26 protein-coding genes are annotated in these 26397 nt (G+C 65.7%); 11 read left to right on the top strand and 15 right to left on the bottom strand.

What is annotated here, in order from left to right; all coding sequences use genetic code 11:
• The first annotated feature begins 225 nt into the window (after positions 1–225).
• A complete protein-coding gene (locus OSB52_RS02360) occupies positions 226–1389 on the top strand; it encodes a steroid 3-ketoacyl-CoA thiolase (protein WP_266059976.1) in 1164 nt (387 codons plus the stop codon).
• Positions 1389–1877, top strand: a complete 489-nt coding sequence (locus OSB52_RS02355) for a nitroreductase family deazaflavin-dependent oxidoreductase (RefSeq protein WP_235726314.1) — start codon at positions 1389–1391, stop codon at positions 1875–1877. The genes OSB52_RS02360 and OSB52_RS02355 overlap by 1 nt, the downstream gene beginning before the upstream one ends.
• A gap of 86 nt (positions 1878–1963) precedes the next feature.
• Here OSB52_RS02355 and OSB52_RS02350 read toward each other — a convergent pair whose 3' ends face one another.
• The gene (locus OSB52_RS02350; RefSeq protein ID WP_235726313.1) at positions 1964–2575 is read right to left on the bottom strand and encodes a TetR/AcrR family transcriptional regulator; all 612 of its coding nucleotides are present in this window, start codon (positions 2573–2575) and stop codon (positions 1964–1966) included.
• Positions 2576–2762: 187 nt separating this feature from the next.
• Here OSB52_RS02350 and OSB52_RS02345 point away from each other — a divergent pair, with 187 nt between their 5' ends.
• Positions 2763–4004: a cytochrome P450 gene (locus OSB52_RS02345; RefSeq protein WP_266059974.1), complete on the top strand. Its 1242-nt coding sequence runs from the start codon at positions 2763–2765 to the stop codon at positions 4002–4004.
• 65 nt (positions 4005–4069) lie between these two features.
• Positions 4070–5320, top strand: a complete 1251-nt coding sequence (locus OSB52_RS02340) for a cytochrome P450 (RefSeq protein ID WP_266059973.1) — start codon at positions 4070–4072, stop codon at positions 5318–5320.
• A gap of 22 nt (positions 5321–5342) precedes the next feature.
• On the opposite strand, the gene fadD8 is transcribed toward OSB52_RS02340, so the two are convergent.
• Positions 5343–6941, bottom strand: a complete 1599-nt coding sequence (fadD8, locus tag OSB52_RS02335; protein ID WP_372512313.1) for a fatty-acid--CoA ligase FadD8 — start codon at positions 6939–6941, stop codon at positions 5343–5345.
• A gap of 204 nt (positions 6942–7145) precedes the next feature.
• On the opposite strand from fadD8, the gene OSB52_RS02330 reads away from it, so the two are divergent.
• Complete coding sequence (locus tag OSB52_RS02330) at positions 7146–7802, top strand: GNAT family N-acetyltransferase (RefSeq protein WP_266059971.1); 657 nt, start codon at positions 7146–7148, stop codon at positions 7800–7802.
• 14 nt (positions 7803–7816) lie between these two features.
• Here OSB52_RS02330 and OSB52_RS02325 read toward each other — a convergent pair whose 3' ends face one another.
• The 5 genes from OSB52_RS02325 to OSB52_RS02305 all read right to left on the bottom strand — a co-directional run bounded on the left by OSB52_RS02325 (position 7817) and on the right by OSB52_RS02305 (position 11116).
• Positions 7817–8296: a MarR family winged helix-turn-helix transcriptional regulator gene (locus OSB52_RS02325; protein ID WP_266059970.1), complete on the bottom strand. Its 480-nt coding sequence runs from the start codon at positions 8294–8296 to the stop codon at positions 7817–7819.
• Between the two features lie 4 nt (positions 8297–8300).
• Positions 8301–8690, bottom strand: a complete 390-nt coding sequence (locus OSB52_RS02320; RefSeq protein WP_235726307.1) for a DUF5313 domain-containing protein — start codon at positions 8688–8690, stop codon at positions 8301–8303.
• 266 nt (positions 8691–8956) lie between these two features.
• Positions 8957–9340, bottom strand: a complete 384-nt coding sequence (locus OSB52_RS02315) for a DUF8021 domain-containing protein (RefSeq protein WP_266059969.1) — start codon at positions 9338–9340, stop codon at positions 8957–8959.
• Positions 9341–9342: 2 nt separating this feature from the next.
• Positions 9343–10239, bottom strand: a complete 897-nt coding sequence (locus OSB52_RS02310) for an SDR family oxidoreductase (protein WP_266059968.1) — start codon at positions 10237–10239, stop codon at positions 9343–9345.
• Positions 10240–10285: 46 nt separating this feature from the next.
• A complete protein-coding gene (locus tag OSB52_RS02305) occupies positions 10286–11116 on the bottom strand; it encodes an SDR family oxidoreductase (protein ID WP_266059967.1) in 831 nt (276 codons plus the stop codon).
• Between the two features lie 67 nt (positions 11117–11183).
• On the opposite strand from OSB52_RS02305, the gene echA20 reads away from it, so the two are divergent.
• The 4 genes from echA20 to OSB52_RS02285 are packed head-to-tail and all read left to right on the top strand — an operon-like array spanning position 11184 to position 14735.
• Positions 11184–11972: a (7aS)-7a-methyl-1,5-dioxo-2,3,5,6,7,7a-hexahydro-1H-indene-carboxyl-CoA hydrolase gene (echA20, locus tag OSB52_RS02300; protein ID WP_266059966.1), complete on the top strand. Its 789-nt coding sequence runs from the start codon at positions 11184–11186 to the stop codon at positions 11970–11972.
• Positions 11972–12871, top strand: coding sequence for a CoA transferase subunit A (locus OSB52_RS02295; protein ID WP_266059965.1), 900 nt, complete (start codon positions 11972–11974; stop codon positions 12869–12871). The genes echA20 and OSB52_RS02295 overlap by 1 nt, the downstream gene beginning before the upstream one ends.
• A complete protein-coding gene (locus tag OSB52_RS02290) occupies positions 12868–13653 on the top strand; it encodes a CoA-transferase subunit beta (RefSeq protein WP_266059964.1) in 786 nt (261 codons plus the stop codon). The genes OSB52_RS02295 and OSB52_RS02290 overlap by 4 nt, the downstream gene beginning before the upstream one ends.
• Entirely contained in the window at positions 13650–14735 is a 1086-nt protein-coding gene (locus OSB52_RS02285) for an NAD(P)H-dependent flavin oxidoreductase (RefSeq protein WP_266059963.1), read from the top strand. Before OSB52_RS02290 ends, OSB52_RS02285 begins: the two co-directional genes overlap by 4 nt.
• A 21-nt stretch (positions 14736–14756) precedes the next feature.
• Here OSB52_RS02285 and OSB52_RS02280 read toward each other — a convergent pair whose 3' ends face one another.
• The 6 genes from OSB52_RS02280 to OSB52_RS02255 all read right to left on the bottom strand — a co-directional run bounded on the left by OSB52_RS02280 (position 14757) and on the right by OSB52_RS02255 (position 22101).
• A complete protein-coding gene (locus OSB52_RS02280) occupies positions 14757–16355 on the bottom strand; it encodes an acyl-CoA synthetase (protein ID WP_266059961.1) in 1599 nt (532 codons plus the stop codon).
• Positions 16356–16438: 83 nt separating this feature from the next.
• A complete protein-coding gene (locus tag OSB52_RS02275) occupies positions 16439–17041 on the bottom strand; it encodes a TetR/AcrR family transcriptional regulator (RefSeq protein WP_266059959.1) in 603 nt (200 codons plus the stop codon).
• 96 nt (positions 17042–17137) lie between these two features.
• Positions 17138–18646, bottom strand: a complete 1509-nt coding sequence (locus OSB52_RS02270; RefSeq protein WP_266059958.1) for an aldehyde dehydrogenase family protein — start codon at positions 18644–18646, stop codon at positions 17138–17140.
• 183 nt (positions 18647–18829) lie between these two features.
• The gene (locus OSB52_RS02265; protein WP_266059957.1) at positions 18830–19987 is read right to left on the bottom strand and encodes an acetyl-CoA C-acetyltransferase; all 1158 of its coding nucleotides are present in this window, start codon (positions 19985–19987) and stop codon (positions 18830–18832) included.
• A 21-nt stretch (positions 19988–20008) separates the two neighbouring features.
• On the bottom strand, positions 20009–20836 hold the full coding sequence (locus tag OSB52_RS02260) for an SDR family oxidoreductase (protein ID WP_266059956.1): 828 nt from the start codon (positions 20834–20836) through the stop codon (positions 20009–20011).
• Positions 20833–22101 carry an acyl-CoA dehydrogenase family protein gene (locus OSB52_RS02255; RefSeq protein WP_266059955.1) on the bottom strand — a complete coding sequence of 423 codons (1269 nt, stop codon included), beginning with the start codon at positions 22099–22101 and terminating at the stop codon, positions 20833–20835. The genes OSB52_RS02260 and OSB52_RS02255 overlap by 4 nt, the downstream gene beginning before the upstream one ends.
• Positions 22102–22143: 42 nt before the next feature.
• On the opposite strand from OSB52_RS02255, the gene OSB52_RS02250 reads away from it, so the two are divergent.
• Complete coding sequence (locus OSB52_RS02250) at positions 22144–23712, top strand: FadD3 family acyl-CoA ligase (RefSeq protein ID WP_266059953.1); 1569 nt, start codon at positions 22144–22146, stop codon at positions 23710–23712.
• Between the two features lie 222 nt (positions 23713–23934).
• Positions 23935–24087 (top strand): hypothetical protein, encoded by a 153-nt coding sequence (locus OSB52_RS02245; RefSeq protein ID WP_235724489.1) that lies wholly within the window; start codon positions 23935–23937, stop codon positions 24085–24087.
• A 58-nt stretch (positions 24088–24145) separates the two neighbouring features.
• Here OSB52_RS02245 and lysS read toward each other — a convergent pair whose 3' ends face one another.
• A complete protein-coding gene (lysS, locus tag OSB52_RS02240; protein WP_235724488.1) occupies positions 24146–25690 on the bottom strand; it encodes a lysine--tRNA ligase in 1545 nt (514 codons plus the stop codon).
• Positions 25691–25755: 65 nt separating this feature from the next.
• Positions 25756–26178, bottom strand: a complete 423-nt coding sequence (locus tag OSB52_RS02235; protein WP_235724487.1) for a rhodanese-like domain-containing protein — start codon at positions 26176–26178, stop codon at positions 25756–25758.
• Between the last annotated feature and the right edge of the window lie 219 nt (positions 26179–26397).

Genomic DNA, 26397 nt, shown 5'->3' with positions numbered 1-26397 from the left:
AATCTCATTAGAGCACATTGTGACGCCGATGACAGTCCCAGATTGAAACTTGTTCTAGTTTTCTCACTGCGCGCAGTTCGTGACGTGGGGCGATGGTAGCAATCAGCATTGCCACATCCGATCCGCGGCATCGGCCCGGCGTTCGCCGAACCCGTCCGTGGACTCGAATGAGAACTTGTTCTAATTTGGATGCGAGATCGAAACCACACAGAAGAGGAGTCAGGCATGGGTGTGCCGGTGATCGTGGAGGCGGCGCGTTCGCCGATCGGCAAGCGGGCCGGATGGCTGTCGGGTCTGCATGCCGAGGAACTCCTGGGGATGACCCAGCGTGGGGTGATCGAGAAGGCTGGGATCGATCCGGCGATCGTCGAGCAGACCATCGGCGGTTGCGTGACGCAGGCCGGGGCGCAGGCCGGCAACATAACCCGCAAGGCGTGGTTGTCGGCGGGACTGCCCGACCACGTGGGTGCGACAACCATCGACTGCCAGTGCGGTTCAGCCCAACAGGCCAATCATCTGATCGCCGGGCTGATTGCCAGTGACACCATCGATGTGGGCATCGCGTGTGGCGTCGAAACCATGACGATGGTCCCGCTGGGCGCGAATGTCGGCACTGATGCCGGTCCGTATCACGCGGACTCGTGGAACATCGACATGCCCAACCAGTTCGCATCCGCCGAACGGATCGCCGAGCGACGCGGCATCACCCGGGCAGACACCGACGCACTGGGCGAACGCAGTCAGCGATTGGCCAAGCAGGCGTGGGCCGAAGGCCGGTTCGACCGGGAGGTGCTCTCCCTCAAGGCGCCCGAGCGCACCAAGGACGGTGAGCTCACCGGAAAGATCCTCGATGTCGGCCGCGACCAGGGACTGCGCGACACCACGCTGGACTCGTTGGCGGCGTTGAAGCCGGTGATCGAGGGTGGCATCCACACGGCAGGCACGTCATCACAGATCTCCGACGGCGCCGCGGCGATCCTGATCATGGATGAGGCCAAGGCTCGCGCACTCGGCCTCACGCCGCGCGCACGGATCGTGGCACAGGCACTCGTCGGCGCCGAGCCCCACTACCATCTCGACGGCCCGGTGCAATCCACCGAGCGAGTGTTGGCGAAGTCGGGGATGTCGTTGTCGGACATCGACATCGTGGAGATCAACGAGGCTTTCGCATCGGTGGTCCTCAGTTGGGCGCAGGTTCACAAGGCCGACATGGACAAGGTGAACGTCAATGGCGGCGCCATCGCACTGGGACATCCGGTGGGCAGCACCGGTTCCCGACTCATCACCACCGCCCTGCACGAACTCGAACGGAGCGACAAGCAAACTGCGTTGATCACCATGTGTGCCGGCGGGGCGCTGTCGACCGGCACCATCATCGAGCGCATCTGATGCCCGTCATGGATCCGACCAACCGGCCCAAACAGCTGGGGTCGCCGGTGGTGCAACGCCTCATCAAGGTGGGTTCACGCCTGAACACCAAGCTGTACAAGGCAACCGGCGGCCGACTCGGCAAGTACTGGCGGGTCGGCGCCGGGTTCGGCAAACCGGTTCCGGTATGTCTACTCACCACCACCGGCCGCAAATCGGGTGAACCGCGCACGGCGCCGCTGATCTTTCTCCGCAAGGGCGACACGTTCATACTTGTCGCGTCGCAGGGTGGGCTGCCCAAGAATCCCGCGTGGTATCTGAATCTGGTCGCCGATCCCCGGGTGACGATCCAACTCGGGACGGAGACCTTCGATCTCACGGCCCGTACGGCATCGGAGTCCGAGCGCGCCGAGCTGTGGCCAGAGCTCGTCGACACCTATGCCGACTTCGACACCTACGCGGCCTGGACGGAGCGGACGATTCCGGTGGTGATCTGCGAGCCCCGCTGAACTCGTCCGCTCCCGTCCACCCATCCCACCGACGGAGCGGACGATTCCGGTGGTGATCTGCGAGCCCCGCTGACGCTTCGTGATACTCACCGGCCGGCAGGCATCGCCCGCACCGCCGCACCTGCCCACGCGTCGAGAAAACCCCGCACATCGTCGACCGAGCGCTGCGACCCACCCGGGTCGAGCACCATTGATTGCAGTGTGCGCAGAACGATCTCGATGATCACCTCCAGATCGTCGTCGCCATAGCCACGCGCCGACCAGTCGACATCCATCCGGTCGATGATGGACCGGGCGAAGTTCCGGCCGAGCTCCGAGGTGAACTCGCCGACGATCGGCGCGCTCACCCGGTCCGCTCGTAGAAGCAGGCCGACATAGTCGTCGTCACGCAGTTCTGCGAGCACGCCGGTCAGCCCCTCGACCACCGCGACATCGGGGGCATCGATGCCACGCAGCCGTGCCGCCATCCGGTCGAGTAGCGCGTCGACGGCGACCACCGCGGTGGCGGCGAGCAGTTCGTCGGTACCGGCGTAGTAGCGGTAGACGGTTTGCCGGGTGACCCCCAGTTCACGGGCCACGTCGGCCAGGCTGGTGGCGGCACCCCGACGGTCGATGGTTGTCCGGGTCGCCTCCAGGATGCGGGCCCGCGCCTCGGCGTCGTTGACGGGCACCTGTCCGCCCCAACCGTGGGTACGCATCAGCCACGTGCCCCGTCGCCGCCTACCCCACCACGCCAGCTCATGACGAGTCAGCCTACCGGCGAGGCACAAAGAACCGGCGACTTCCGCGAGACCATACATATTTCTTTCTAGTGTATGGTGTGGTGACAGCTGACACATGTCGTTGTCGTCGGCGCGCACTGCCGCCGTCATCAGGAGGTTTCTTTTGAGCACAGCCACCGGCCTGGGCACCATCCGCCCGGGATTCGACTTCACCGACCCCGACGTGCTGGAGCAGGGCATCCCGATCCGCGAGTTCGCCACGCTGCGCAGAACCGCGCCGGTGTGGTGGAACGCCCAGCCCGAGGGCACCTCCGGGTTCAGTGACGGCGGATTCTGGGTGATCTCCAAACACGCGCACATTCGGGAGATCTCGAAGAACAACCAACTCTGGTCGACCAACGCCAACGGTGCAATCATCCGGCTGCCCGACTACGTCACGCCGGATCAGATCGAGTTCACCAAGGCGTTGCTGGTCAATCACGACCCGCCCGAGCACACCCGGCTGCGCAAGATCGTCTCGCGCATCTTCACCCCGAGAGCGGTGTCGATGCTGGAGGAGAACCTGTACACCTCGGGCCGACGTATCGTGCGCGAGGCGGCCGAGAAGGGTTCGGGCAATTTCGTCGACGACATCGCCGTGCACCTGCCCTTGCAGGCGATCCTCGACCTCATCGGCGTTCCCGAGCCCGATCGCCCTCGGATCCACGAGTTGGTCGACGCGATCATCAACAGCGATGACCCCGACGAGACCATCGACCCCACCACAGCGAATGCTGAGCTGCTCGGGTACGCCTATCAGATGGCCGAGGAGCGTCGGCGCAATCCCACCGACGACATCGTGACGACGCTGATCGAAGCGGATCTCGACGGCGAGGCACTCGACGAGGCGGAGTTCGGTTTCTTCGTCATCCTGTTGATCACTGCCGGCAATGAGACCACCCGTAACGCGATCACCCACGGCCTCAACGCATTCATGGACAACCCCGCGCAGTGGGATCTCTACAAGGCCGAGCGCCCGGTGACCACCGTCGACGAAATTCTTCGGTGGGCGTCGCCGGTGCACGCGTTTCAGCGCACCGCTCTCGCCGACACCCGGATCGGCGATCAGGACATCGCGAAGGGCCAGCGCGTCGGCCTGTTCTACAGCTCAGCAAACTACGACGAGGAAGTGTTCACCGATCCGTTCACCTTCGACATCACGCGCGATCCCAACCCGCATCTTGCGTTCGGGGGCAGCGGTGCACACTTCTGCATCGGCGCCAACCTCGCCCGCCTCGAACTGAATCTCATCTTCAACGCAATCGCCGACGAACTACCCGACATCACCCGCATCGGCGACATGCGTCGCGTCCGTTCCGGCTGGCTGAACGGAGTGAAGGACTTGCCTGTCCGCTATTCGAGTTGACCGGCGTCGGGTACCGTCGTGTGAGGTAGGCCACACTGCGGTGGTGTGGGGATCGCGAGGACCTCATGACTCTCTCGACCGAAGACAGTGCTCACCAGATCGATTTCACCGATCCGGCATTACTCGAGCGCGGACTGCCGTCGCGCGAGTTCGCGCAACGCCGCGCCACGGCGCCGGTGTGGTGGAATCCGCAACCCAACAGTCAGCGGTTCTTCGACGACGACGGATTCTGGGTGATCAGTCGCCACGCCGATATTCGCGCGATCTCCAAGGACACCGAGACGTGGTCGAACTGGGCCAAGGGTGCGGTGATGCGGATGCCGGAGACCTCGACCCGCGAACAGGTGGATGCCGGGCGCATGTTCTTGCTGAACATGGACCCGCCACAGCACACCCGGATGCGCAAGATCGTGTCGCGGATGTTCACCCCGCGGGCGGTCGCCTCCCTCGACGACGGGCTGCGAGCACATGCGCACCAGTTGATCACCGCGGCGGCCGCACACCGGGCAGGTAATTTCGTCGAGGACATTGCCGTCCATGTCCCGCTGCGCGCCATCCTCGACCTGCTCGGTGTGCCTACCGCCGACCACGAACACCTCTGCGAGTTGGCCGATTCCATGGTCAACCCCGACGACCCGGACAGCAGGCACGACCCGTTCACCGCTCACGTCGAGATGCTGTCGTATGCCTATGCGATGGCCGAGGATCGTCGCGCGCACCCCCGCGACGACATCGTGACGACACTGGTGCAGGCAGACATCGACGGCCATGTCCTCGACGAGTCCGAGTTCGGCTTCTTCGTGATCCTGCTCGTCATCGCGGGCAACGAGACGACCAGAAACGCGATCTCGCACGGTCTCAACGCTTTTCTCGATCATCCGGATCAGTGGGAGCGCTACCGGCGGTCGCGGCCGGCCACCGCGGTGGACGAGATCATCCGGTGGGCGACGCCCGTGCACTGCTTCCAACGCACGGCACGCGTCGACACCGAGGTGTCGGGGGTTCCGATCGCAGCCGGCCAGCGCGTCGGATTGTTCTACAGCTCAGCAAATTACGACGAGGAGGTGTTCGACGACCCGTTCACGTTCGACATCACCCGCGATCCTAACCCGCACTTGAGTTTTGGCGGCAACGGCGCCCACTTCTGCATCGGCGCCAACCTCGCGCGACTTGAGGTCCGAACCCTGTTCGACACGCTCGCCGACCTCGTCCCCGACATCACCAAACTCGCCGAACCGCAACGCGTCCGCTCCGGCTGGCTCAACGGTGTCAAGGACCTGCAGGTGTCCTACGGCCAGGCGTCAACCCCCGGCTGAGTAGCCGCGACCGCGCCAGGCCCTACGCCGCGAACTGCGCGCGGAGCGCCTTTTTGTCGGGCTTACCCAAGGCCGTCAGGGGCAGCGAGTCGGTGAAGATGACCTGTTTGGGTGACTGCACCGAACCCTTGCGTTCTTTGACCGATTCCTGGATCTCTCGGGTGATCCGCTCCTTGGCAGCATCGTCGCGCTCGGCATCGGACCGCAACACCACCACGGCGGTGACAGCCTCACCCCACTTGTCGTCGGCCACACCGATCACCCCTACCTGGCTGACCGAAGGATGTTCGGCCACCACGTCTTCGACCTCGCGCGGGAAGACGTTGAAGCCACCGGTCACGATCATGTCCTTGGTGCGGTCGACGATGTACCAGAACCCGTCGGCGTCTTCGCGCGCCACGTCGCCGGTGCGCAACCAGCCGTCCCGAAAGGTCTCCGCGGTCTGTTCGGGAAGACCCCAGTAGCCGCCGGCCAACAGCGGTCCCGCCACACAGATCTCACCGGGCTCCCCTTGGGCGACGGGCTTGTCGTCGGGTCCGAGCAGCGCGGTGCGCAGGAACGCCGACGGACGCCCGCAACTGCTCAGGCGGCGCGGATCCTCGCCGGGTTTCGGGTGGTCGTTCTTGCCGAGGTAGCTGATCACCATCGGCGCCTCGGATTGCCCGTAGTACTGCGCGAAGATGGGACCGAACCGTTCGATGGCTTCGGCCAGGCGCACGGGATTGATCGCCGACGCACCGTAATACACGGTCTCCAGGGACGAGAGATCGCGGGTCTTGGAGTCCGGGTGATCCATCAGCGCGTACAGCATCGACGGTACGAGCATCGTGGCGGTGATGCGTTCTTCTTCGATGACGCGCAGCACCTCGGCCGGGTCGAACTTGCCCATCACCACCATGCACCCACCCTTGATCAGGGTGGGGACAAAGAATGCCGCGCCCGCGTGCGACAGCGGCGTGCACATCAGGAAGCGCGGATTCTCCGGCCATTCCCATTCGGAGAGTTGGATCTGGGTCATCGTCGACATCGCCCGTGCGGTGCCGATGACCCCCTTGGGTTTGCCGGTGGTACCACCTGTGTAGGTGATCGATACGATGTGTTCGGGCGGGAGTTCGGCGGCGGCCAGCGGCCTGGGCGAGAAGTTATCGGCCTCGGCGATGACGTCGCGACCGTAGGCGGCGAGTTCTTCGGGGACGGGGCCGAGGGTGAGCACCTGCTTGAGGCTCTCGACGCGGTCGACCAAGGCCACCGCTCGCTCCACGAACATCGGCACCGGGTCGATGACCAGAGTCGTCACCCCTGCATCGGACAGCACATACGCATGGTCGTCGAGCGAGCCGAGCGGATGCAGCGCAGTGCGCCGCCAGCCCTGCGTCTGCCCGGCACCGATGACCAGCAACACCTCGGGACGGTTGAGTGCGAGCAATCCCACCGTCGACCCGGTGCCCGCACCGAGGGATTCAAAGGCCTGCTGATAGCGACTGACCGCGTCGGCCATCTGCCGACCGGTGAGTTCGGTGTCGCCGAGGAACAGCACCTTGCGGTCAGCATGGCGACGCAATGCGGCCACCAAAAGGTCACCGAGATGGGTGCCGCCGCGCAGATGGTCGAATTCGGTCATCGAATCCTGAAGATCGGTCATGGTCATCCAGACTAGGACGTGTTTCAGATTTTCGAAAGAAAAGACGTCAAAGATTGTCTATGAAGTGCACAGACCTATCGCTGCGCACGTATGAGACCGTCTAGAACATGTTGCATTTTTGCATTCAGTCGTTCGCCGCACTCATCACCCCACGTCGCGGAGCCTGAACTAAGATCGGTGACCATGACCGATCTGGATCTGGCCACCTCCCGCCGCGACATCACCGATGCCCTGCTGACTGCACTCGAGCGCCGTCACGAGGTGCTCGACGCCATCGTCGACGCCGACAACCGCAATGAGGCCGTCGACGCCGTCGCCAAACTGCTCGACAAGTCCACCCTGGGCGCCGAGGCCATTCTCGGCATGTCGTTCTACCAGCTCACCAAGGACGAGCGGCGCAAGAACCAGGCCGAACTCGACGACCTCAACAATGCACTGACCTTCACCCTCGCCGAGCGTCCCGCCAGCAGTGGTGATTCGCTGGAGCTGCGACCGTTCGACGCGACCGCCGACGCCGATCTGTTCGCAACGCGCACCGAGGAGCTCAAGGTCGCCGGCGACGGTTCGGGCACACCTGCCGGTGAGATCTCCGACGAGATCGCCAAGGCCACCGAGCGCGTCCACAACGAGGACGCAGTGTGGCTCGTCGGCATCGACGGCGGCGAGAAGGTCGGATTCGTCTTCGGCGAACTGACCGGCGGCGAGGTCGACGTGCGCATCTGGATTCATCCCGACCACCGCAAGAAGGGCTACGGCACCGCCTGCCTGCGGAAGTCACGCTCGGAGATGGCCGCGTACTTCCCCGGCGCGCACATGGTGGTCCGGGCGCCGAGCGCGTAGTCCCGACCCCCCGGTCAGCCCCGGGCTGCCATCCCTTCGGCCCGGGTGGCCGCGGCATTCACGCGGGTCAGCACCCCGTGGAGTTCCTCGAGGACGTCGAGGTCGACGCCGAGCGCGTCGATCACGGCGGGCGGGATATCCAGGGCTTGCTCGCGTAACGCTCGTCCATCGTCGGTGAGCGCGACGTCGACGTTGCGTTCGTCATCGCCGCGACGCTGCCGCAGGACCAGGCCCGACGACTCGAGCCGTTTGAGCAGTGGCGACAACGTCGCCGAGTCGAGCTGCAACACCTGCCCGAGATCCTTGACCGCACGCGGCGAGTCCTCCCAAAGTGCCAACATCACCAGATACTGCGGGTGGGTCAGCCCCAGGGGTTCGAGTAGTCGACGATAGATCTTCAGTACCGACCGGTTGGCGACCGCAAGAGCGAAACACACCTGCCGTTCCAGCAGCAGCGGATTCGCCTCTGCACCTGCGATGTTCACCTCGGACATGCCGTCACCGCCCGCGATACTTGCGGTGATACTCCTGGTACAGGTCTGCGTTGCGCTCCTTCTCGCGCTTGTCGATCAGATCGGGATCGAGACCGTGCTGTTCGAGCCGATGGCGACGGTAGACCCGGTTGAGCGCCAAGGTGAAGAACACGTACGCGATCGGGATCGGTAGCGCCATGGTGATCCGGACATCCCACGATGCCGGCACGAACAGGAACGGCAACATCAGGATGAGGACGGGCACGGCCCAGCGGACCACCATCCGCAGGGTCGCGTGCCGACCGGCCAGGTCGTTGGCGACCCAGTCGTTCATGGACCTCGGCATCCTCGCGCCGTAGATGTAGCGGATGTATTGCAGCCCGCGCGGACGATCGGCCGATGGTGACGTTTGCACGAATTGATCGTACACGATCGAATTGTGCGGGCGTGATCTCGATACGCCTCCTCACTCCGTTCGTCGGCTACTCGATCACCGGACAAACGCCCCTCACGGAATGCTCGGTGGTCACAGAGCCCGCGAGCCCCTTTCGCCGCTGGTCGAGTAGCCTGCGAGCCCCACCTTCGCTGGTCGAGTAGCCTGCGAGCCCCACCTTCGCTGGTCGAGTAGCCTGCGAGCCCCTGGGCGAGCATGCGTATCGAGACCACAGCACCCGAGCGCCCCTACCCGCGCCTGCGCGGCACCCCGAATCTCGCGACGATCGCCCGGACCCGGTTGTCCTCGTCGACCACGAACGACTCGTGCACATGCGCGGCCAACCCGAGCATCTTGGGCCGCACATGCACCCAGTACCGCGTGGCCACCATGTGGCCGTCGACATCCGCGGAGAAGTCGCTGATGCGGTGAATCAGGCGATATTGGGGGCCACGGGCCAGGCTGCGGGCGAGATGGGCTCCGTTGCGGCCGGTCTTGAGGCCCAGTTCGACCCGGGTGCACTCCGGATGCAGCGATACCCCGGACGGGTCGTGGCTGACGAGCGCGTCGACGTAGGCACGCGCGGCGGCGACGCGTTGCGCCGCCCGTTCGGGGTCCAGGTCCGGCGTCACGTCTACCGCGCGCCGTAGACCGGAACGGGCACCGGCGACTTCGCAAGGAGTTCTTCGACCACCGCACCCAGTTCGCCCGGCGCCCAGCGCGATCCCTTGTCCTGCTCGGCACTGCGCTGGAATGCGTCGATGACGGTGACCTTCCCGCCCTCGACCTCGAAGACCCGTCCGGTGACCCCGGCGGACTCCGGCGAGCCGAGCCACACCACCAGCGGCGAGATGTTCGCGGGATCCATGGCGTCGAAGGAGCCGTCGGCGGGTGCGGCCATCTGCGCTGCCATCGCCTCGCCGGCACCCATGGTCATCTGAGTCCGCGCGGACGGCGCGATCGCATTGGCCGTCACCCCGTAGCCGGCCAGCTCGGCCGCCGCCTGAATGGTCAGAGCGGTGATACCGGCTTTCGCCGCCACGTAGTTGCCCTGCCCCACCGACCCGAAAAGGCCTGCGCCCGATGAGGTGTTGATGATCCGAGCGGTTCGCGGACGACCGGCCTTCGATTCGGCGCGCCAGTATGCGGCGGCATGATGCAGTGTCACGAAATGCCCCTTGAGATGAACCCGCACCACAGCGTCCCACTCGTCTTCGGACATGGCGACCAGCATCCGGTCGCGCACGAATCCTGCGTTGTTGACGATGATGTCGAGCCCACCGAAGGTGTCGACGGCGCCGGCGATCATGTCCTTGCCCGCATCCCAGTCGGCCACATCGGACACGACCGGAACAGCCTTACCGCCGGCGGCGACGATCTCGTCGGCCACGGCATGCGCCGAGTTGGTGTCGAAGTCGTTCACCACCACGCGTGCCCCCTCTGCGGCGAACGCGAGTGCATGCGCTCGACCGATGCCCTGCCCGGCACCGGTCACGATGGCGACACGTCCCTCATTCAGCTTGTCAGCCAACACTTCTCCCCTTCATCATTCGCCTCGACCGAAGTCGGGCGGTTGCTCATACCTTGTTGTCGGCGGTCGCCGCGGCCAGGAAGGCCGGTCGCTCACCACCACCATGCACGGTCAGCGTTGAACCGGTGATGTAACCGGCCAGCGGACTGAGCAGAAACGCGACGGCGTTGCCGACGTCTTCGGGCATCGCGAGTCGCTGCATCGGGATCGTCTCCCCGACCGCTGCGATGCCGGCATCGTCACCGAAGTGCAGATGCGCCTGTTCGGTCAGCACCGATCCGCACACCACGGAATTGATGCGCACACGTGGCGCCCATTCGATGGCCAGTGACGTCGTCGCGTTGTCCAGTCCCGCCTTGGCCGCACCATAGGCCGACGTGCCCGGGGACGGCCGGTGGCCGCTGACGCTCGACACATTGACGATCGCACCGCCGCCGGACTGCTCATGCATCACTGCGTGTGCCGCGCGCGCGACGGACAACGGGGCGAGCAGGTTCAGCTCCACGATTTTGCTGGTGAACCGCGGCGAGGCCTCGGCGGCCAGCGCGAACGGCGAGCCCCCGGCATTGTTCACCACCCCGTCGAGCCGACCGTGCGCCTCGACGATGTCACGCACCATGGCATCGACGGCGTCGGCATCGCGCACGTCGCAGGCGATGAACTCGACGTCCGAGTCGGCTCCGGGGTGGCGGCCACACACCACCGGAACCGCGCCGAACTCGGCCAGCACGCGCGTGATGCCCGCACCGACCCCGCGCGTCCCGCCGGTGACGAGCACGACCTTCTTGTCCAAACCCAAGTCCGGTCCACGCGCGGCAACCGAAACGGCACCGGCGCCGACGACGCCCTGACCAGCGGCCTGCCCGTCTGCCTTCATGAGTGCTACCCTACCAAACAACCAAGCACTTGCTTGGTTGTGTTTCGCAGACCCGAGAGGAGCAGGTGTGCCGATCACCACGACACGCACCGACAACGGGATCGTGACGGTGACCGTCGACTACCCGCCCGTCAACGCATTGCCGTCGGCGGCATGGTTCGAGCTGGCCGACGCCATCACCACAGCCGGCGAGGACATGGCCACCCATGTGGTGATCCTGCGAGCCGAGGGGCGCGGGTTCAACGCCGGCGTCGACATCAAGGAGATGCAGGCGACCGACGGGTTCGACGCACTGATCGGCGCCAATCGGGGATGCGCGGCTGCCTTCTCCGCCGTCTACGACTGCAAGGTGCCGGTGATCGTGGCGGTCAACGGCTTCTGCGTGGGCGGCGGGATCGGACTGGTCGGCAATGCCGATGTCATCATCGCTTCCGACGATGCTGTCTTCGGCCTGCCCGAGGTGGACCGCGGCGCCCTCGGGGCGGCCACTCACCTGGCCCGGCTGGTACCGCAACACATGATGCGCACGCTCTACTACACCGCGCAGAATGTGACCGCCCAGCAGCTCGAACACTTCGGTTCGGTCCACCGCGTCGTGTCCCGGCCCGACCTGCTGGACGCGGCGATGGAGGTCGCCGAGCAGATCGCCGCCAAGGACACCCGAGTGATCCGAGCCGCCAAGGAGGCCATCAATCACATCGATCCGGTCGACGTGAAGAGCAGCTACCGACTCGAGCAGGGCTTCACCTTCGAACTGAACCTCGCCGGCGTCGCCGACGAGCACCGCGACGCATTCGTCAGCACCGGTAAGGCCCTCGACAGCGCCGGATCGAACAGCAACGGAGGACGCGCCTGATGACGGCCACCCCGACCGACAAGACCAGTTCCCTCGACGACGTCATCGGCGAACTGCGTGACGGCATGACGATCGGCATCGGCGGATGGGGCTCGCGGCGCAAGCCGATGGCGCTGGTCCGTGCGCTCGCCCGCTCCGACGTCAAGGATCTGACCGTCGTCACCTACGGCGGCCCGGATCTCGGATTGCTCTGCGCGGCAGGGAAGGTCCGACGCGCCTATTACGGCTTCGTGTCCTTGGACTCGGCGCCGTTCTACGACCCGTGGTTCGCAAAGGCCCGCACGTCGGGCACGCTCGAGGCCCGTGAGATGGATGAGGGCATGGTCAAGTGCGGTCTCGAGGCCGCCGCCGCACGACTGCCGTTCCTGCCGATCCGCGCCGGACTCGGCTCGGACGTGCCCAACTTCTGGGACGGCGAACTGAAGACAGTCGATTCCCCCTACCCGGCGGCCGACGGGAGGACCGAGACCCTGATCGCCATGCCCGCGCTGCGCCTCGATGCCGCATTCGTCCATCTCGATCTCGCCGACAATCGCGGCAACGCCGCCTATACCGGCGTCGATCCGTACATGGACGACATCTTCTGCGGTGCCGCCGAACGTCGCTACCTGGAGACCGACCAGATCGTGTCCACCGAGGTGCTCGTGAAAACCGTTCCCACGCAACGACTGCTACTGAACCGGATAAATGTCGATCGCGTCGTGCATGCACCGAACGGCGCACACTTCACCTTTGCCGGCGAGTACGGCCGTGATGAGAAGTTCCAGCAGTTCTACGTGGAATCGGCCAAAGACCCGGAGACGTGGGCGGCCTTTGCCAAGCGCTTCCTCGAGGTCGACGAGGCCGACTATCAGCGCGCCGTCACCGAATGGCAGAGCGAGCAGGAGGACAAGCAATGAGCACCGCCGCCGATACGAGTTCTTCACCGACCGAGCCAGTCGAAATCACCCGCGCCGAGATCTGCGTCGCGGCGTGTGCCGAGATCTTCTCCGGTGCAGGCGAGATCATGGCCTCGCCGATGGCACCGACCCCGTTGATCGGCGCCCGCCTGGCCCGACTGACCATCGAACCCGACCTGCTCATCACCGATGGTGAGGCACTCGTCCTCGCCGACACCCCGCCGATCGGCAAGTCCGGACCCATCGAGGGCTGGATGCCGTTCCGGAAGGTCTTCGACGTGGTCGCCTCGGGACGTCGCCACGTGGTGATGGGCGCCAACCAGATCGACCGCTACGGCAATCAGAACCTGTCGGCCTTCGGGCCGTTGCAGCATCCGACCCGCCAGATGTTCGGCGTGCGCGGCGCGCCCGGCAACACCATCAATCACCCGACGAGCTATTGGGTGGCCCGCCACACCACGCGGGTGTTCACCGAGCACGTCGACATCGTCTCCGGGGTCGGTTACGACAAGGTCGATCCCGACAATCCGGCGTTTCGCTATCTGAATATCCCGCGGGTGGTCACCAATCTGGGCGTCTTCGACTTCGAGGGCCCAGAACACACCATGCGGGCACGGTCGTTGCATCCGGGCGTCACGGCCGACGAGGTCGCGGAGAACACCGGGTTCGACATCGCCGGTCTCGCCGACGCTCCGAACACACGTCTACCCTCCGATGAGGAGCTGGCTCTGATCCGGGATGTCCTCGATCCCAGGGGCGTACGGAATCGAGAAGTGAAATGAGTGCCGCAGCACGTGCGGCGGGATTGTCGACCCGATTCACCGAACTCGTCGGCATCGAGTACCCGATTGTGCAGACCGGCATGGGCTGGGTGTCCGGGCCGTCGCTCACCTCGGCAACCTCGAATGCCGGCGGGCTGGGCATCCTCGCCTCGGCGACGATGACCTACGACGAACTCGAAGCGGCGATCGCCAAGACGAAGTCATTGACCGACAAGCCGTTCGGCGTCAACATCCGGGCTGATGCCACCGACGCACCGCAGCGGATCGATCTGCTGATCCGCGAAGGGGTGCGAGTGGCGTCCTTTGCCCTCGCACCGAAGCAGGAGTTGATCGCGAAGCTGAAGGAGAACGGGGTCGTGGTGATCCCGTCCATCGGCGCTGCCAAGCACGCGGTCAAGGTGGCCTCGTGGGGCGCCGATGCGGTCATCGTGCAGGGCGGTGAAGGCGGCGGGCACACCGGCCCGGTGGCCACCACCCTGCTGCTGCCGTCGGTGCTGGACGCTTTGGGAAGCAACGGTATACCGGTGGTGGCAGCGGGCGGCTTCTTCGACGGCCGCGGCCTGGTGGCTGCGCTGTCATACGGCGCCGAGGGAGTCGCGATGGGCACCCGATTCCTGCTGACTGCCGACAGCGCCGTCCCCGACGCCGTCAAACAGGAATACCTGGGCCGCGGTCTCGGTGACACCGTGGTGTCAGTGAAAGTCGACGGCATGCCGCATCGCGTCCTGCGCACTCCTCTGGTCGAGGCCCTCGAGAGTGGCAGCCGCGCCAAGGCGTTGATCGCAGCGGCCCGCAACGCCAACGAGTTCAAACAGTTGACCGGCATGAAGTGGACGACGATGCTCCGCGACGGACGCACGATGCGCAAGTCCGGCGAGCGCAGCTGGCAACAGATCATCATGGCCGGCAACACCCCCATGCTGTTGCGGGCCGGTCTCGTCCAGGGAGACACCCGGGCCGGGGTGCTCGCGTCCGGTCAGGTGGTGGGCATGATCGACGATCTGCCCAGCTGCGACGAACTGGTCCAGTCGATCATGACGCAGGCGCAGGGCCGATTGAAGGCGCTCGGCACGTTGGGGTGACGGCGGGCGCCGTGAGCCGGCTCAGGCCTCGGCGATGTCCGCGTGCCGCACTCGCAGATCCTTCTTGAGGATCTTCCCGCTGGGGTTCTTCGGCAGCGCGTCGGCGAGTACCACGTACTTGGGTCGCTTGTAGCCGGCGAGAACGCCCGCCACATGGTCGGACACTTGCTCCTCGGTCAGCGTCACCCCCTGTTTGGGCACCACGACTGCGGCCACGGCTTCGATCCACTTCGGGTGCGGCACACCGAACACCGCCACCTCGGCGACTCCGTCGAGCAGATAGATGGCCTCCTCCACCTCGCGCGAGGCCACGTTCTCACCGCCGGTCTTGATCATGTCCTTCTTTCGGTCCACCACCGAGAGATAGCCGTCGGCATCGATGATGCCGAGGTCGCCGGAGTGGAACCAGCCGTTGCGGAAGGCGGCCGCGGTCTTGTCCTCGTCGTTGTAGTAGCCGAGCGAGGCGTGCGGGCTGCGATGCACGATCTCGCCCACCTCCCCGCTGGGGACCGGATTGTCCTCGTCGTCGACGACCCGGGTCTCCACGTTGAGCGCGGCACGACCGGCCGAGCCCGCCCGGTCGAGTTGCTCGTGTGGCTGCAGAATCGTTGCCAACGGCGACATCTCGGTCTGGCCATAGAAGTTCCACAGCGAGACGTCGGGGAGTCGCTCGCCGAGTTCACGGAGTACTTCGACGGGCATGGCGGACGCGCCGTAGTAGCCCTTGCGCAACGACGACAGGTCACGCCGGTCGAAGTCCGGGTGCCGCAACAGCGAGATCCACACCGTGGGCGGACAGAACAGTTTCGTCACCTTCCGTTGCTCGATCGTCTCGAGCATCGCCGCGGGGTCGGGCCCGGGCAGGATGATACTGGTGGCGCCGAGGTAGACGTCGACCGACAGGAAGCAGTCGAGCTGCGCGCAATGGAACAGCGGCAAGGAGTGGATCTCTACGTCGTCACCACTCATTCCGCCGTCGATGGCACACGAGACATACTGGCTGATCAAGGATTTCGATGACAGCAATACACCCTTGGGTCGCGACTCGGTGCCGCTGGTGTACATCAGACGCAGCGGGTCGTCATCGGCGATGGCCACCTGCGGCACGGACTCGTCACCGGTGGTCATCCATTCGTCGACACTCTCCCAGCCCGCCTCCGCGGATACCCCACCCATCGGAATCCAGCCGCGGACGGCGTCGGTCAATCCCGACAACTCCATCGCCTTGCTGACCGTCGACGCCAGCGCGTCCTCGGTCACCACGACACTCACACCCGAATGGTCGAGGATGAAACTGATCTCCTCGGGGCCGAGGCCGAAGTTCACCGGGACGAGCACCGCGCCCAGACGCGCCGAGGCATAGTGCAGGACTGCGAACTGCCAGCAGTTGTGGCTGACAAGCGCGATCCGGTCGCCCTTGACCACGCCCCGCGACGACAGCGCGTTGGCGCAGCGGTTCGCCGCACGGTCGAAGTCGGCGTACGTCAGCGTCGTGTCACCGCTGATGACCGCGACCTTGTCGGGCACGCGCAATGCAGTGCGACGCAGCAGGTCACCGAGCGTGTGCTGACGGACCGTGTCGATGGCTGCGGCGGTTGTGGGTGTGTAGCGCTCTGTCATGGCGTGCCCCTTTGCTCGTAACGCAGGTCACACTATCAACCGCTCCGCAGGGACCGCGTGGTGGCGCTCGGTGCTCGGGAGGGTCAGCGCGGCAGCATGCCGTCCAACACGATCGACAAATATTGCTCGGCGATGTCGTCGGCCGACAACGCACCCCCGGGCCGGTACCAGCGCACCGCCACCCAGACGGTGTCCCGCAGGAAGCGGTAGGCCAGTTCGACGTCGAGGTCGGCACGGAACTCACCGACGTCCACGCCGCGCTGCAACACGGCGTGCCACAGTTGCCGGAACTCGGTGTTGAGTTCACCGATGTAACCGAATCGCTCCTGCGCCGCAAGACGTTTGGCTTCGTCCTGATAGATGGCGACCGCATTGCGCTGCGCATCGATCGATTCGAACGACGCGACGACGAGCCGACGCAACGTCTCCGCGGCGGTGAGACCGGCCGCGGCGATCTCGCGGTACCGGGCAAACAGATCCTCGAGGAAGCCGCGCAAGATCTCGTCGACCATCGACTCTTTGGAGTCGAAATGGTGATACAGACTTCCGGACAGGATCCCCGCGGCATCGGCGATGTCGCGCACCGTGGTGGATCGCAGCCCTTGTTCGGCGAACATCTGCCCGGCCGTGGCCAGCAGCTCGTCACGTCTGGTGGAGCCGGTGACGGTGCCGGTACGTGGGGCCATGGGTTCACCCTAGCAAGCGCTTGGCCGGGTTCGCGCGATGCGAACCCGGCCAAGCGGAGCGACTCCCGGTGAGAAGTCCTGTGAGAGAAACTTACGTCAGCGCTTCTTGTTCTTCTTGATGGCCTTGCGGTTGAAGCGCGCCCACATCTTGAGCTGCCCGTTGGTCATCTTCTTGTCCCGATTGGTGAACGGGGGCGACATCATCTCGGCGATAGAAACAGGCAGCGTCGACACCGTCACCGCGCGCGCGTGGCTGAACGTCTCGAAGCCCGTGCGGCCGTGGTAGGCGCCCATGCCACTCTTGCCGACACCACCGAACGGCAGTTCCAAGCTGAACAGATGCGTGGCGAAGTCGTTGGCGTTGACCGAACCACTGCGGGTGCCGTCGATCAGCTTCTTGTAGTTCGCGTTGTCGTCGCCGGACCAGTACATCGTCAGCGGATGCGGGTGACTGCTGATGTGGCTGATCGCCTCGGACAGCTCCCGGTACGGATACACCGTCAACACCGGACCGAAGACCTCGTCCTCCTCGATCTTCATGCCGGCCTTGACCCCGGTGAGCAGCGTCGGCGGGATCTTACGGGCCTCGGCGTCCGGCAATGATTCGCCGGCCGGGATCACCTGATGCTTGGTGGCGCCCAGCTGCTCGGCATCCTCGATCAGACCGACGATGCGGGTGAAGTTCTTCTCGTTGATCGTCGAGGTGTACTCGGAGTTCGACCGGATCGTCGGGAACTTCTCCTTCCACCGCGCGATCACCTTGTCGGTGAACTCGCCGAGCTTGGCCTCGGGGACGAACACATAGTCGGGGCACAGGCAGACCTGCCCGCCGTTGACCATGCGCGCGTCGGCCAAGAACTTCGCTGCCTTGTCGATGTCGGCGTCGGGGTCCACGACCGCCGGGTTCTTGCCACCGAGTTCCAGGGTGACCGGCACGAGGTTCTTCGCAGCCTCCTGCGCGACCGACGAACCGACCTCCGGCGAACCGGTGAAGAACATGTGGTCGACCTTCAGTTTCGCGAAGTCCGACCCCGAGCCGTGCTTGCTGGTGATGACGGCGAGTTCTTCGATGGAGAAGTAGTCCGGCGCATGCTTGGCGATCACGTCGGTGGTGCGCGCGGTGACCGACGACGGACGCATCAGCACCCGGTTACCGGCAGCGAATGCCGAGCCGGCGGGCACGAAGGTCAGGTTCAGCGGGAAGTTCCACGGGCCCATGATGCCGACGACGCCGAGCGGGTCGTGGCGCAGTCGCTGCTTGAAGCCGGCCAGGCCCTGCCCCTTGGCGACATTGACCTCCTTCATCCACTTCTCGGCGTGCCGCCGCTGGTGGGTGAGGTCGATCATGCAGCCGACGATGTCGGTCGCCATCGACAGTTCACGGGGCCGCGATCCGAAGTCGGCCTCCAGGGCCGCCGCGATCTCCTCCGAGTTGTCCAGGAGCAGCGACGACAGGCGCGTGATGCGATCGATGCGGGTCTTCGCGTCCGGGATGCCGTCACGCAGGAACGCCGCGCGCTGGATCTCCAGCAGCTCGGTCATGGAGTGGGCTTCCGACGACACCCGGCCGGCGGCCGCGGTGTTCACCTCTGCTGGTTTGGTCATTGCGATCCTTCGTGTAGTGCCGGTCGACACGAGGGCCTGTTTGAAACAATCCCCCGCACTTGTTCCAGCATACTATGCAGTGCGTCACAGCAGGATATACGACTACATGCGTAGTCAGAAGCCCCCGGCCGACGTTGCTGGTCTGTACTGCGCCATTTCATCGACGAGGAGACCGGGGCGCAGTCAGCTCAGCCGCTCGACGATGGTCACGTTCGCGGTACCGCCGCCCTCACACATGGTCTGCAGACCGTAGCGACCACCCGACCGCTCGAGTTCGTTGAGCAGGGTGGCGAACAACTTGGCCCCGGTGGCACCCAGCGGGTGTCCGAGCGCGATGGCGCCGCCATTCGGATTGACCTTTGCCGGATCGGCGCCGGTCTCCTTCAGCCACGAGAGCACCACCGACGCGAACGCCTCGTTGATCTCGACCACGTCGATGTCGTCGATCGACAGCCCGGTCTTCTGCAGCGCGTAGGCGGTCGCCGGGATGGGCGCCGACAACATCATCACCGGGTCGTCGCCGCGCACGGACATGTGGTGGATGCGAGCGCGCGGCGTCAGCCCGTACTCCTTGAGCGCCTTCTCCGAGACCACCAGGGTGGCCGACGCGCCGTCGGAGATCTGCGACGACACCGCCGCGGTCAGCCGCGATCCCTCAGCCAACGGGGCGAGCCCGGCCATCTTCTCCATCGACGTCTCGCGCGGGCACTCGTCGACGACGCAGTCCCCGAGCGCCGCGGTCTCGTTGTCGAAACGGCCCTCGGCGATCGCGGCACGAGCGCGCTCGTGGGACTGCAGCGCCCAGCGCTCCATGTCCTCGCGGGAGATATCCCACTTGTTGGCCATCATGTCGGCGCCGTTGAACTGGGAGATCGCGGCATCGCCGAAGCGTTCGCGCCACCCTGCGGATTCTGCGGTAGGCGTGGTGAAGCCGAGTTCCTGGCCGGCGATCATGGCCTGCGAGATAGGGATCGCGCTCATGTTCTGCACACCGCCGGCGACCACGACGTCCTGTGTTCCGCTCATCACGCCCTGCGCGGCGAAGTGGATGGCCTGCTGCGACGACCCGCACTGCCGATCCACGGTGGTCCCCGGTATGGCGAGCGGGAGCCCCGCGGCCAGCCAGGCGGTGCGCGCGATGTTGCCGGCCTGCGGTCCGATGGCATCCACGCAACCGAACACCACGTCGTCGACCACGTTCGGGTCGATCCCGGTGCGTTCGACGAGAGAGGTCAGCACGTGGGCGCCCAGATCCGCCGGGTGGGTCTTGGCGAGCGAACCGTTGCGCTTGCCGACCGGGGTGCGGATGGCGTCGACGATGTAGGCCTGCGGTGTGGTCATGTCATGGCTCCTGTTCTGTGGTCAGGCACGCTGGCTGGAGATCGAGACGACCTCGCCGGTGAGATAGGTGGTGTAGTCGCTGACGAGCATGGCGATGGTGGCGGCGACCTCCCAGACCTCGGCGGCCCGCCCGTACGCTTCCTTGGCAGCGAGTTCGTCGAGGAGTTCGTCGCTGGTCACCTTCGCCAGGAAGGGATGCTTGGCGATCGACGGTGCGATCGCGTTGATCCGGACACCGAAGTCGGCGGCCTCCACGGCCGAGCAGCGGGTCAGCGCCATCACGCCGGCCTTGGCCGCCGCATAGTGCGCCTGGCCGCGTTGGGCGCGCCAACCGAGTACCGATGCGTTGTTGACGATGACCCCGCCGTGATCGACGCCACGGAAGTAGCGCAGCGCCGCACGGGTGGCACGGAAGGTCCCGTTGAGCGTGATGTCGAGGACGCGGTCCCATTCCTCGTCGGTCATGTCGGCGACCGGTGTCTCGCCGCCGAGGCCGGCATTGTTGACCAGCACGTCGATGCGGCCGAGTTCGCCTGCCGCAGCCTCGATCAGCGCATCGACCTGCACGGATTCCTGGACGTTGCAGACGATCTGACCGACGGTGCGATCGGTGAACTCGGCCGCGAGCTTTTCCTGCGCCTCGCCGAGTCGGCGTTCGTGCCAATCGCTGATCACCACGTCGGCGCCTTCGAGCAGCGCGCGGCGCGCGGTGGCGAAGCCGATGCCGGTGCCGGCGGCGGCGGTCACCACGACTTTGCGGCCGAGGAGCAGTCCGTGTCCGGGTGTCTCGGCCGGCGGTGTTGCCAGCGGCGAACGGACGACGGATGGATCGACAGCGGTTTCTGTCACGATCGGGCCTCTCGCGGTAGGCCGAGCACGCGCTCGGCGATGATGTTGCGCTGCACCTCGTTCGAACCGCCATAGATGGTGTCGGCGCGGGTGAACAGGAACAGGCGTTGCCATTCGTCGAGTTCGACGTGATCGGGGTCGGTGATGTCGTTCTCGCTGCCTTCGGCGGTGTGGGTCGGGCCGATCAGCGACGGTGCACCGATGATCGCCATCGCGAGTTCGCCGAGGTCGCGATGCCAGTTGGCCCACAACAGTTTCGACACCGAGGCGGCGCCGGCGCCGGAGACGATGTCGCCGGCGAGGGTGCGTTGGGCATTGGCGCGCATCACCTTCAAACCGATCCAGGCGCGCGTCAACCGTGAAGCGATCTCCGGGTTGTGGGCCGCTCCGTTGCGTCGTGCGATCTCGGCCAGGTTGCGCCATTCCCGCTCGAAGCCGACCTGCTGACCGAGGGTGGAGACACCCCGCTCGAACTGCAGCAGGCCCATCGCGACCTTCCAACCGTCACCCGGTTCGCCGACGATGAGGTCCGCCTCGGTCACCGCGCCGTCGAAGAACACCTCGTTGAATTCCGATGTACCCGTGAGCTGTTGGATGGGTCGGACGGTGACACCAGGCTGCTCGAGCGGTACCAGCAGGAAGCTCAGCCCGGCGTGCCGCGATGAGCCCTTCTCGGTCCGGGCGATGACGAAACACCACTGCGCGACGTGGGCCAGCGACGTCCAGATCTTCTGCCCGTTGATGACCCACTGCTCTCCGGCGTCGTCGAGCGCAGCGTTGGTCGAGACCCCGGCGAGGTCGGACCCGGCGCCGGGTTCGGAGTAGCCCTGCGCCCACAACTCGGTGACGTCGACGATGCCGGGCAGGAAGCGTCGCTTCTGCTCCTCGGTGCCGTACTCGATCAGGGTGGGCCCCAGGAGCTCTTCACCGAGGTGGTTGACGCGCGCCGGGGCGTCGGCGCGCGCGTACTCCTGATGGAAGATGATGCGCTGTTCCAACGTGGCACCCCGGCCTCCGTATCGGGCCGGCCAGCCGAGGCAGGTCCAGCCCGACCGAGCCAGATGACGATCCCATGCAAGTCGCTCGCTGAAGAACTCGTGCTCGCTGCCCGGACCGCCGCGCCCCTTGAGGTGTGCGAACTCGCCGACGAGGTTCTCGTCGAGCCACGTCCGCACGGCACGAGCGAACTGTTCATCGGCATCTGGCACAGATTGCGCCCATTCGCCGAGGTCGACCGCCCGGTCGGCCAGGTTGATCGAGGTCATGGCCGCTAGCTTAGCGCACCAAGCAAGTGCTAGGTTGGGGGCATGGAGGCGATCCTGACGACCCCTGCTGCCCTGCGCAGGGCCGAACAGACCTGGCCGGCACGCACCGCCATCATCGACGACCAGTGGACATCGTCGGACACACCACATCTGGAATTGACCTGGTCACAATTCGCCCATCAGGTACGCACCTGCGCCGCCGCGCTGATCGCGTCGGGCATCGGCGCGGGTGATCGCGTCGCCATCTGGGCTCCGAACAGCTATCACTGGCCGATCGCCGCGCTCGGTGTGCAGTATGCGGGCGCGACGCTGGTGCCGCTGAACACCCGTTACACCGCCGGTGAGGCGATCGAGATCATCGAGCGTTCCGCCGCCCGCGCGGTGATCGTGTCCTCCGAGTTCCTGGGCGGCGATCACCTGGCCGACCTGATGCGCGATCACCGCGCCGCGATGCCCGACACCGTCGTCGGCGTGGTATTCGAGAACTCCTCCACCATTCCCGACGGCGCCGTCGAGTGGACGGACTTTCTCGATCGCGCCACCCCGGAGACACGCGCAGAAGCCGAGAAACGCGCGGATTCCGTGGCCCCCGACGACATCTCCGACATCCTGTTCACCTCTGGCACCACCGGCAAGTCCAAAGGTGTACTGGCCGAACACCAGCAGACGATCGCCGGTTCGCACGCGTGGGGCGCCAACGGCCGACTGAACGCCGACGACCGCTACCTGATGGTGAACCCGTACTTTCACACCTTCGGCTACAAGGCCGGCATCCTGCCGTGCACGCTGTTCGGTTCGACGATGCTGCCGCTGGCGGTGTACTCGCCGGCCGAGGCCATGAGGCTCGCCGCAACCCAGCGCGCCACCGTCTTCCCAGGGGCGCCCACCATCTTCCAGACGATCCTTGACGACCCGACGCGGGCCGAGCACGACCTTTCGTCGCTGCGGCTGGTGGTGACCGGCGCCGCGATCGTGCCGGTCGTCCTGATCGAGCGACTCCAGAGCGACCTCGGCGTCGACACCGTCATCACCGCATACGGACTGACCGAGGCCAGCGGGTTCGTGTCCACCTGCACTCCCGATGACGACGACGAGACCGTCGCCAATACCTGCGGCCGAGCGTTCGAGGGCATGGAGATCGCGTTGTCGGAGCAGGGTGAGGTGCTGGCACGCGGCACCATGGTGATGCGCGGCTACCTCGACGACCCGGCCGCGACGAAGGAGACGATCGACGACGACGGCTGGCTGCACACCGGCGACATCGGCACCATCGACGACCGTGGCAATCTGAAGATCACCGACCGCCTCAAGGACATGTACATCTGCGGAGGCTTCAACGTCTATCCCGCCGAGATCGAGCAGACCCTCGCACGACTGGACGGGATCACCGAATCCGCGGTGATCGGGGTGCCGGACGAACGCCTCGGCGAGGTCGGCCGCGCCTACGTGACCGTGCGCGACGGCACCGAGCTGGACGAGTCGTCGGTCATCGCCTACGCCAGGGAGCACCTGGCCAACTTCAAGGTGCCCCGATCGGTGGTGTTCGTCGAAGCCTTTCCGCGTAACGCGGCCGGCAAGATCCTCAAACGGCAACTACCCACACTCGCGTGACGGCCGCAGGCGGGGACCCAACGCAACCACACGTGGAACTGACATCCACGGCGGTTACAACCTGTGTGGATGCCAGTTCTCCGTGTGGTTGCGATCCACAGGCGTCGTTGCCGAGTATTGGCTAGGCAAACCTAACCCCACTGCCGGTCGGCAGATCGGTGTCCGATATTGTTCCGACCGTGCCGAATCGTGCACACCGACCTGGGCAGAAGGGCAAGTGACGTGGGAAGTACGGAATCAATTCTGGAGCTCGGCTATTGGCTGTCCGGCACCGATGTCTACAACAATGTGTGGCTGCCGATCTGGGATGTGATCGCGGGTACCCACAACGCACTCTTCCCGTTCCTGCCGCCACTCTGGACCACCAACAGCTAGCCGGTCTCTGCGCGTCGGGGGTTGGTCACCGACGAACTCCCGACGCGCGACGGCAGGCTCACGAACGCGGCTTGACCAGCGGGAACAGGATCGTCTCGCGGATCCCGAGACCGGTCAGCGCCATCAGCAGGCGGTCGATGCCCATGCCGGTGCCGGCGGTCGGGGGCATACCGTACTCCATCGCGGCGAGGAACTCCTCGTCCAGACGCATCGCCTCATCGTCGCCGGCCGCGGCCAGCCGCGCCTGATCGACGAACCGCTCCCGTTGGATGACCGGGTCGACGAGCTCGGAATAGCCGGTGGCGAGTTCGAAGCCGCGCACATACAGGTCCCACTTCTCGACCACCCCCGCGACGGTGCGGTGCGCTCGCACCAGCGGCGATGTCTCGACCGGGAAGTCACGAACAAACACCGGCTGCGACAGATGTTGCCCCACCATGTGCTCCCAGAGCTCTTCGACGAGCTTGCCATGCCCGTAGCCCTTGTCCTTAGGGACCTCGAGTCCCACCCGATCGGCGATCGACAGCAGTTCGTCGACGCTGGTGCCGGCATCGCCGCTCATCGGGACGATCTCGCTCCCCAGCGCCTCCGACAGCGACGGATACATCTGCAGCGACGTCCACTCCCCCGACAGGTCGTACTCGCTACCGTCGGCCATCGTCGGCGTCAGGGTGCCCAGCGCTCCCTGTGAGACCTCTTGCACCAGTTCGCGAGTCATCACCGCAGCGTCGTCGTAGGTGCCGTAGGCCTGATAGGTCTCCAGCATCGCGAACTCCGGCGAATGGGTGGAGTCGGCGCCCTCGTTGCGGAAGTTGCGGTTGATCTCGAAGACCCGCTCGATCCCGCCGACGATGCACCGCTTGAGGAACAGCTCCGGCGCGATCCGCAGATAGAGATCCATGTCGAAGGCGTTCGAATGCGTCACGAACGGACGGGCTGCGGCACCCCCGTGCAGCGTCTGCAGCATCGGGGTCTCGACCTCGAGAAAGTCTCTGCGAGACAACGCATTTCGCAGTTCGGACATCACCGCGATGCGGGTTCGCGCATTCGCTCGCGCCTCCGGCCGCATGATGAGGTCCACGTAGCGTTGCCGGACCCGGGTCTCCTCGTTCATCTCCTTGTGCGCGACGGGCAAGGGACGCAACGCCTTCGACGCCATCTCCCAGGAATCGGCCATCACCGACAACTCGCCGGTGCGTGAACTGATCACTTCGCCGTGCACGAAGACGATGTCACCGAGGTCCACATCGGCCTTCCATCGGGTCAGCGCCTCTTCGCCGACACCGTTGAAGCTGATCATCGCCTGCAACTGGGTACCGTCCCCCTCCTGCAGGGTGGCGAAACACAGCTTGCCCTTGTTGCGCAGGAAGATGATGCGGCCGGTCACCCCGACGATCTCGCCGGTCTCGGTGCCCGCCTCGAGGTCGGGATGGGCGGCCCGGATCTCCGACAGACTGTGTGTACGCGCGATGGAGACCGGGTAGGCCTCGCGCCCCTCGCCCAGGATGCGGTCGCGCTTCTCCCGACGGATCCGGAGTTGCTCCGGGGCGTTGTCGTCGGCAGTGTCTACGGGCGCGTTCTGCGTGGTCGGGGAGTTGCTCACCCCCGAGACCTTATCGGAATCAGGTGTCGCGCCCGTTGCCCGGTCGAGCAGCCCGCCGCGCCGGTTCAGTGGGCGGAGATCGCGGCGAGCTCCTGTTCGCTGATGGTGCCGGCGACATGCGCCCGGCGCAGGGCGCGGAACCCGCCGACCACGAACACCGCCCCGGCGATGCCGCGCGCCTGCAGATGCCAGGCCAGCCACTCGGCCTCGTGACCGTCGTCGCTGATCAGCAGCCAGCGGGCGTCGGTATGGGCCGAACGCAGGGACTCCGGCGTCCCCGGGGTGAGACGGGTGAGGAGTTCGGCGGCGTCGACGGCCAGCGCCCCGGAAAGCACACCGTCGGCCTGGCGTTTGCGCTGGCTACGGACGTCGACGGGTGTGTGGCCGGAGCGCACCAGCTTCTCGTAGTCGGCGGCCTGGGCCGACAGCGGCGTGGCGTCGGCGGACGTTGTGACAGTGGTGATGGGGGTACCGAGGACGGCGGTCATGTGAGGTCCTGAAAGTAATCGAGTGAGCGGGGGTCGTCGAAGAAGGGCGGCCGCAGATGCGGAACTCAGCCCTGACAACACTCCAGACAGCTCTTGATCACGGCGAAAAGTGTGCCACAGAATCACACTCTGCACCAGACCTGCACAGATCCGAGACGTGGTGGAAGTCGTCACCCCCGGCCCCTGAGACCCGGAGCCTGCGGAGGGTCGCACCCCGAC

It is taken from the genome of Gordonia aquimaris, from assembly GCF_026262595.1.
GTDB lineage: Bacteria > Actinomycetota > Actinomycetes > Mycobacteriales > Mycobacteriaceae > Gordonia > Gordonia tangerina.
The sequence above is the reverse complement of the archived record's forward strand: the minus strand, read 5'-3'. Positions and strand labels throughout refer to the sequence as shown.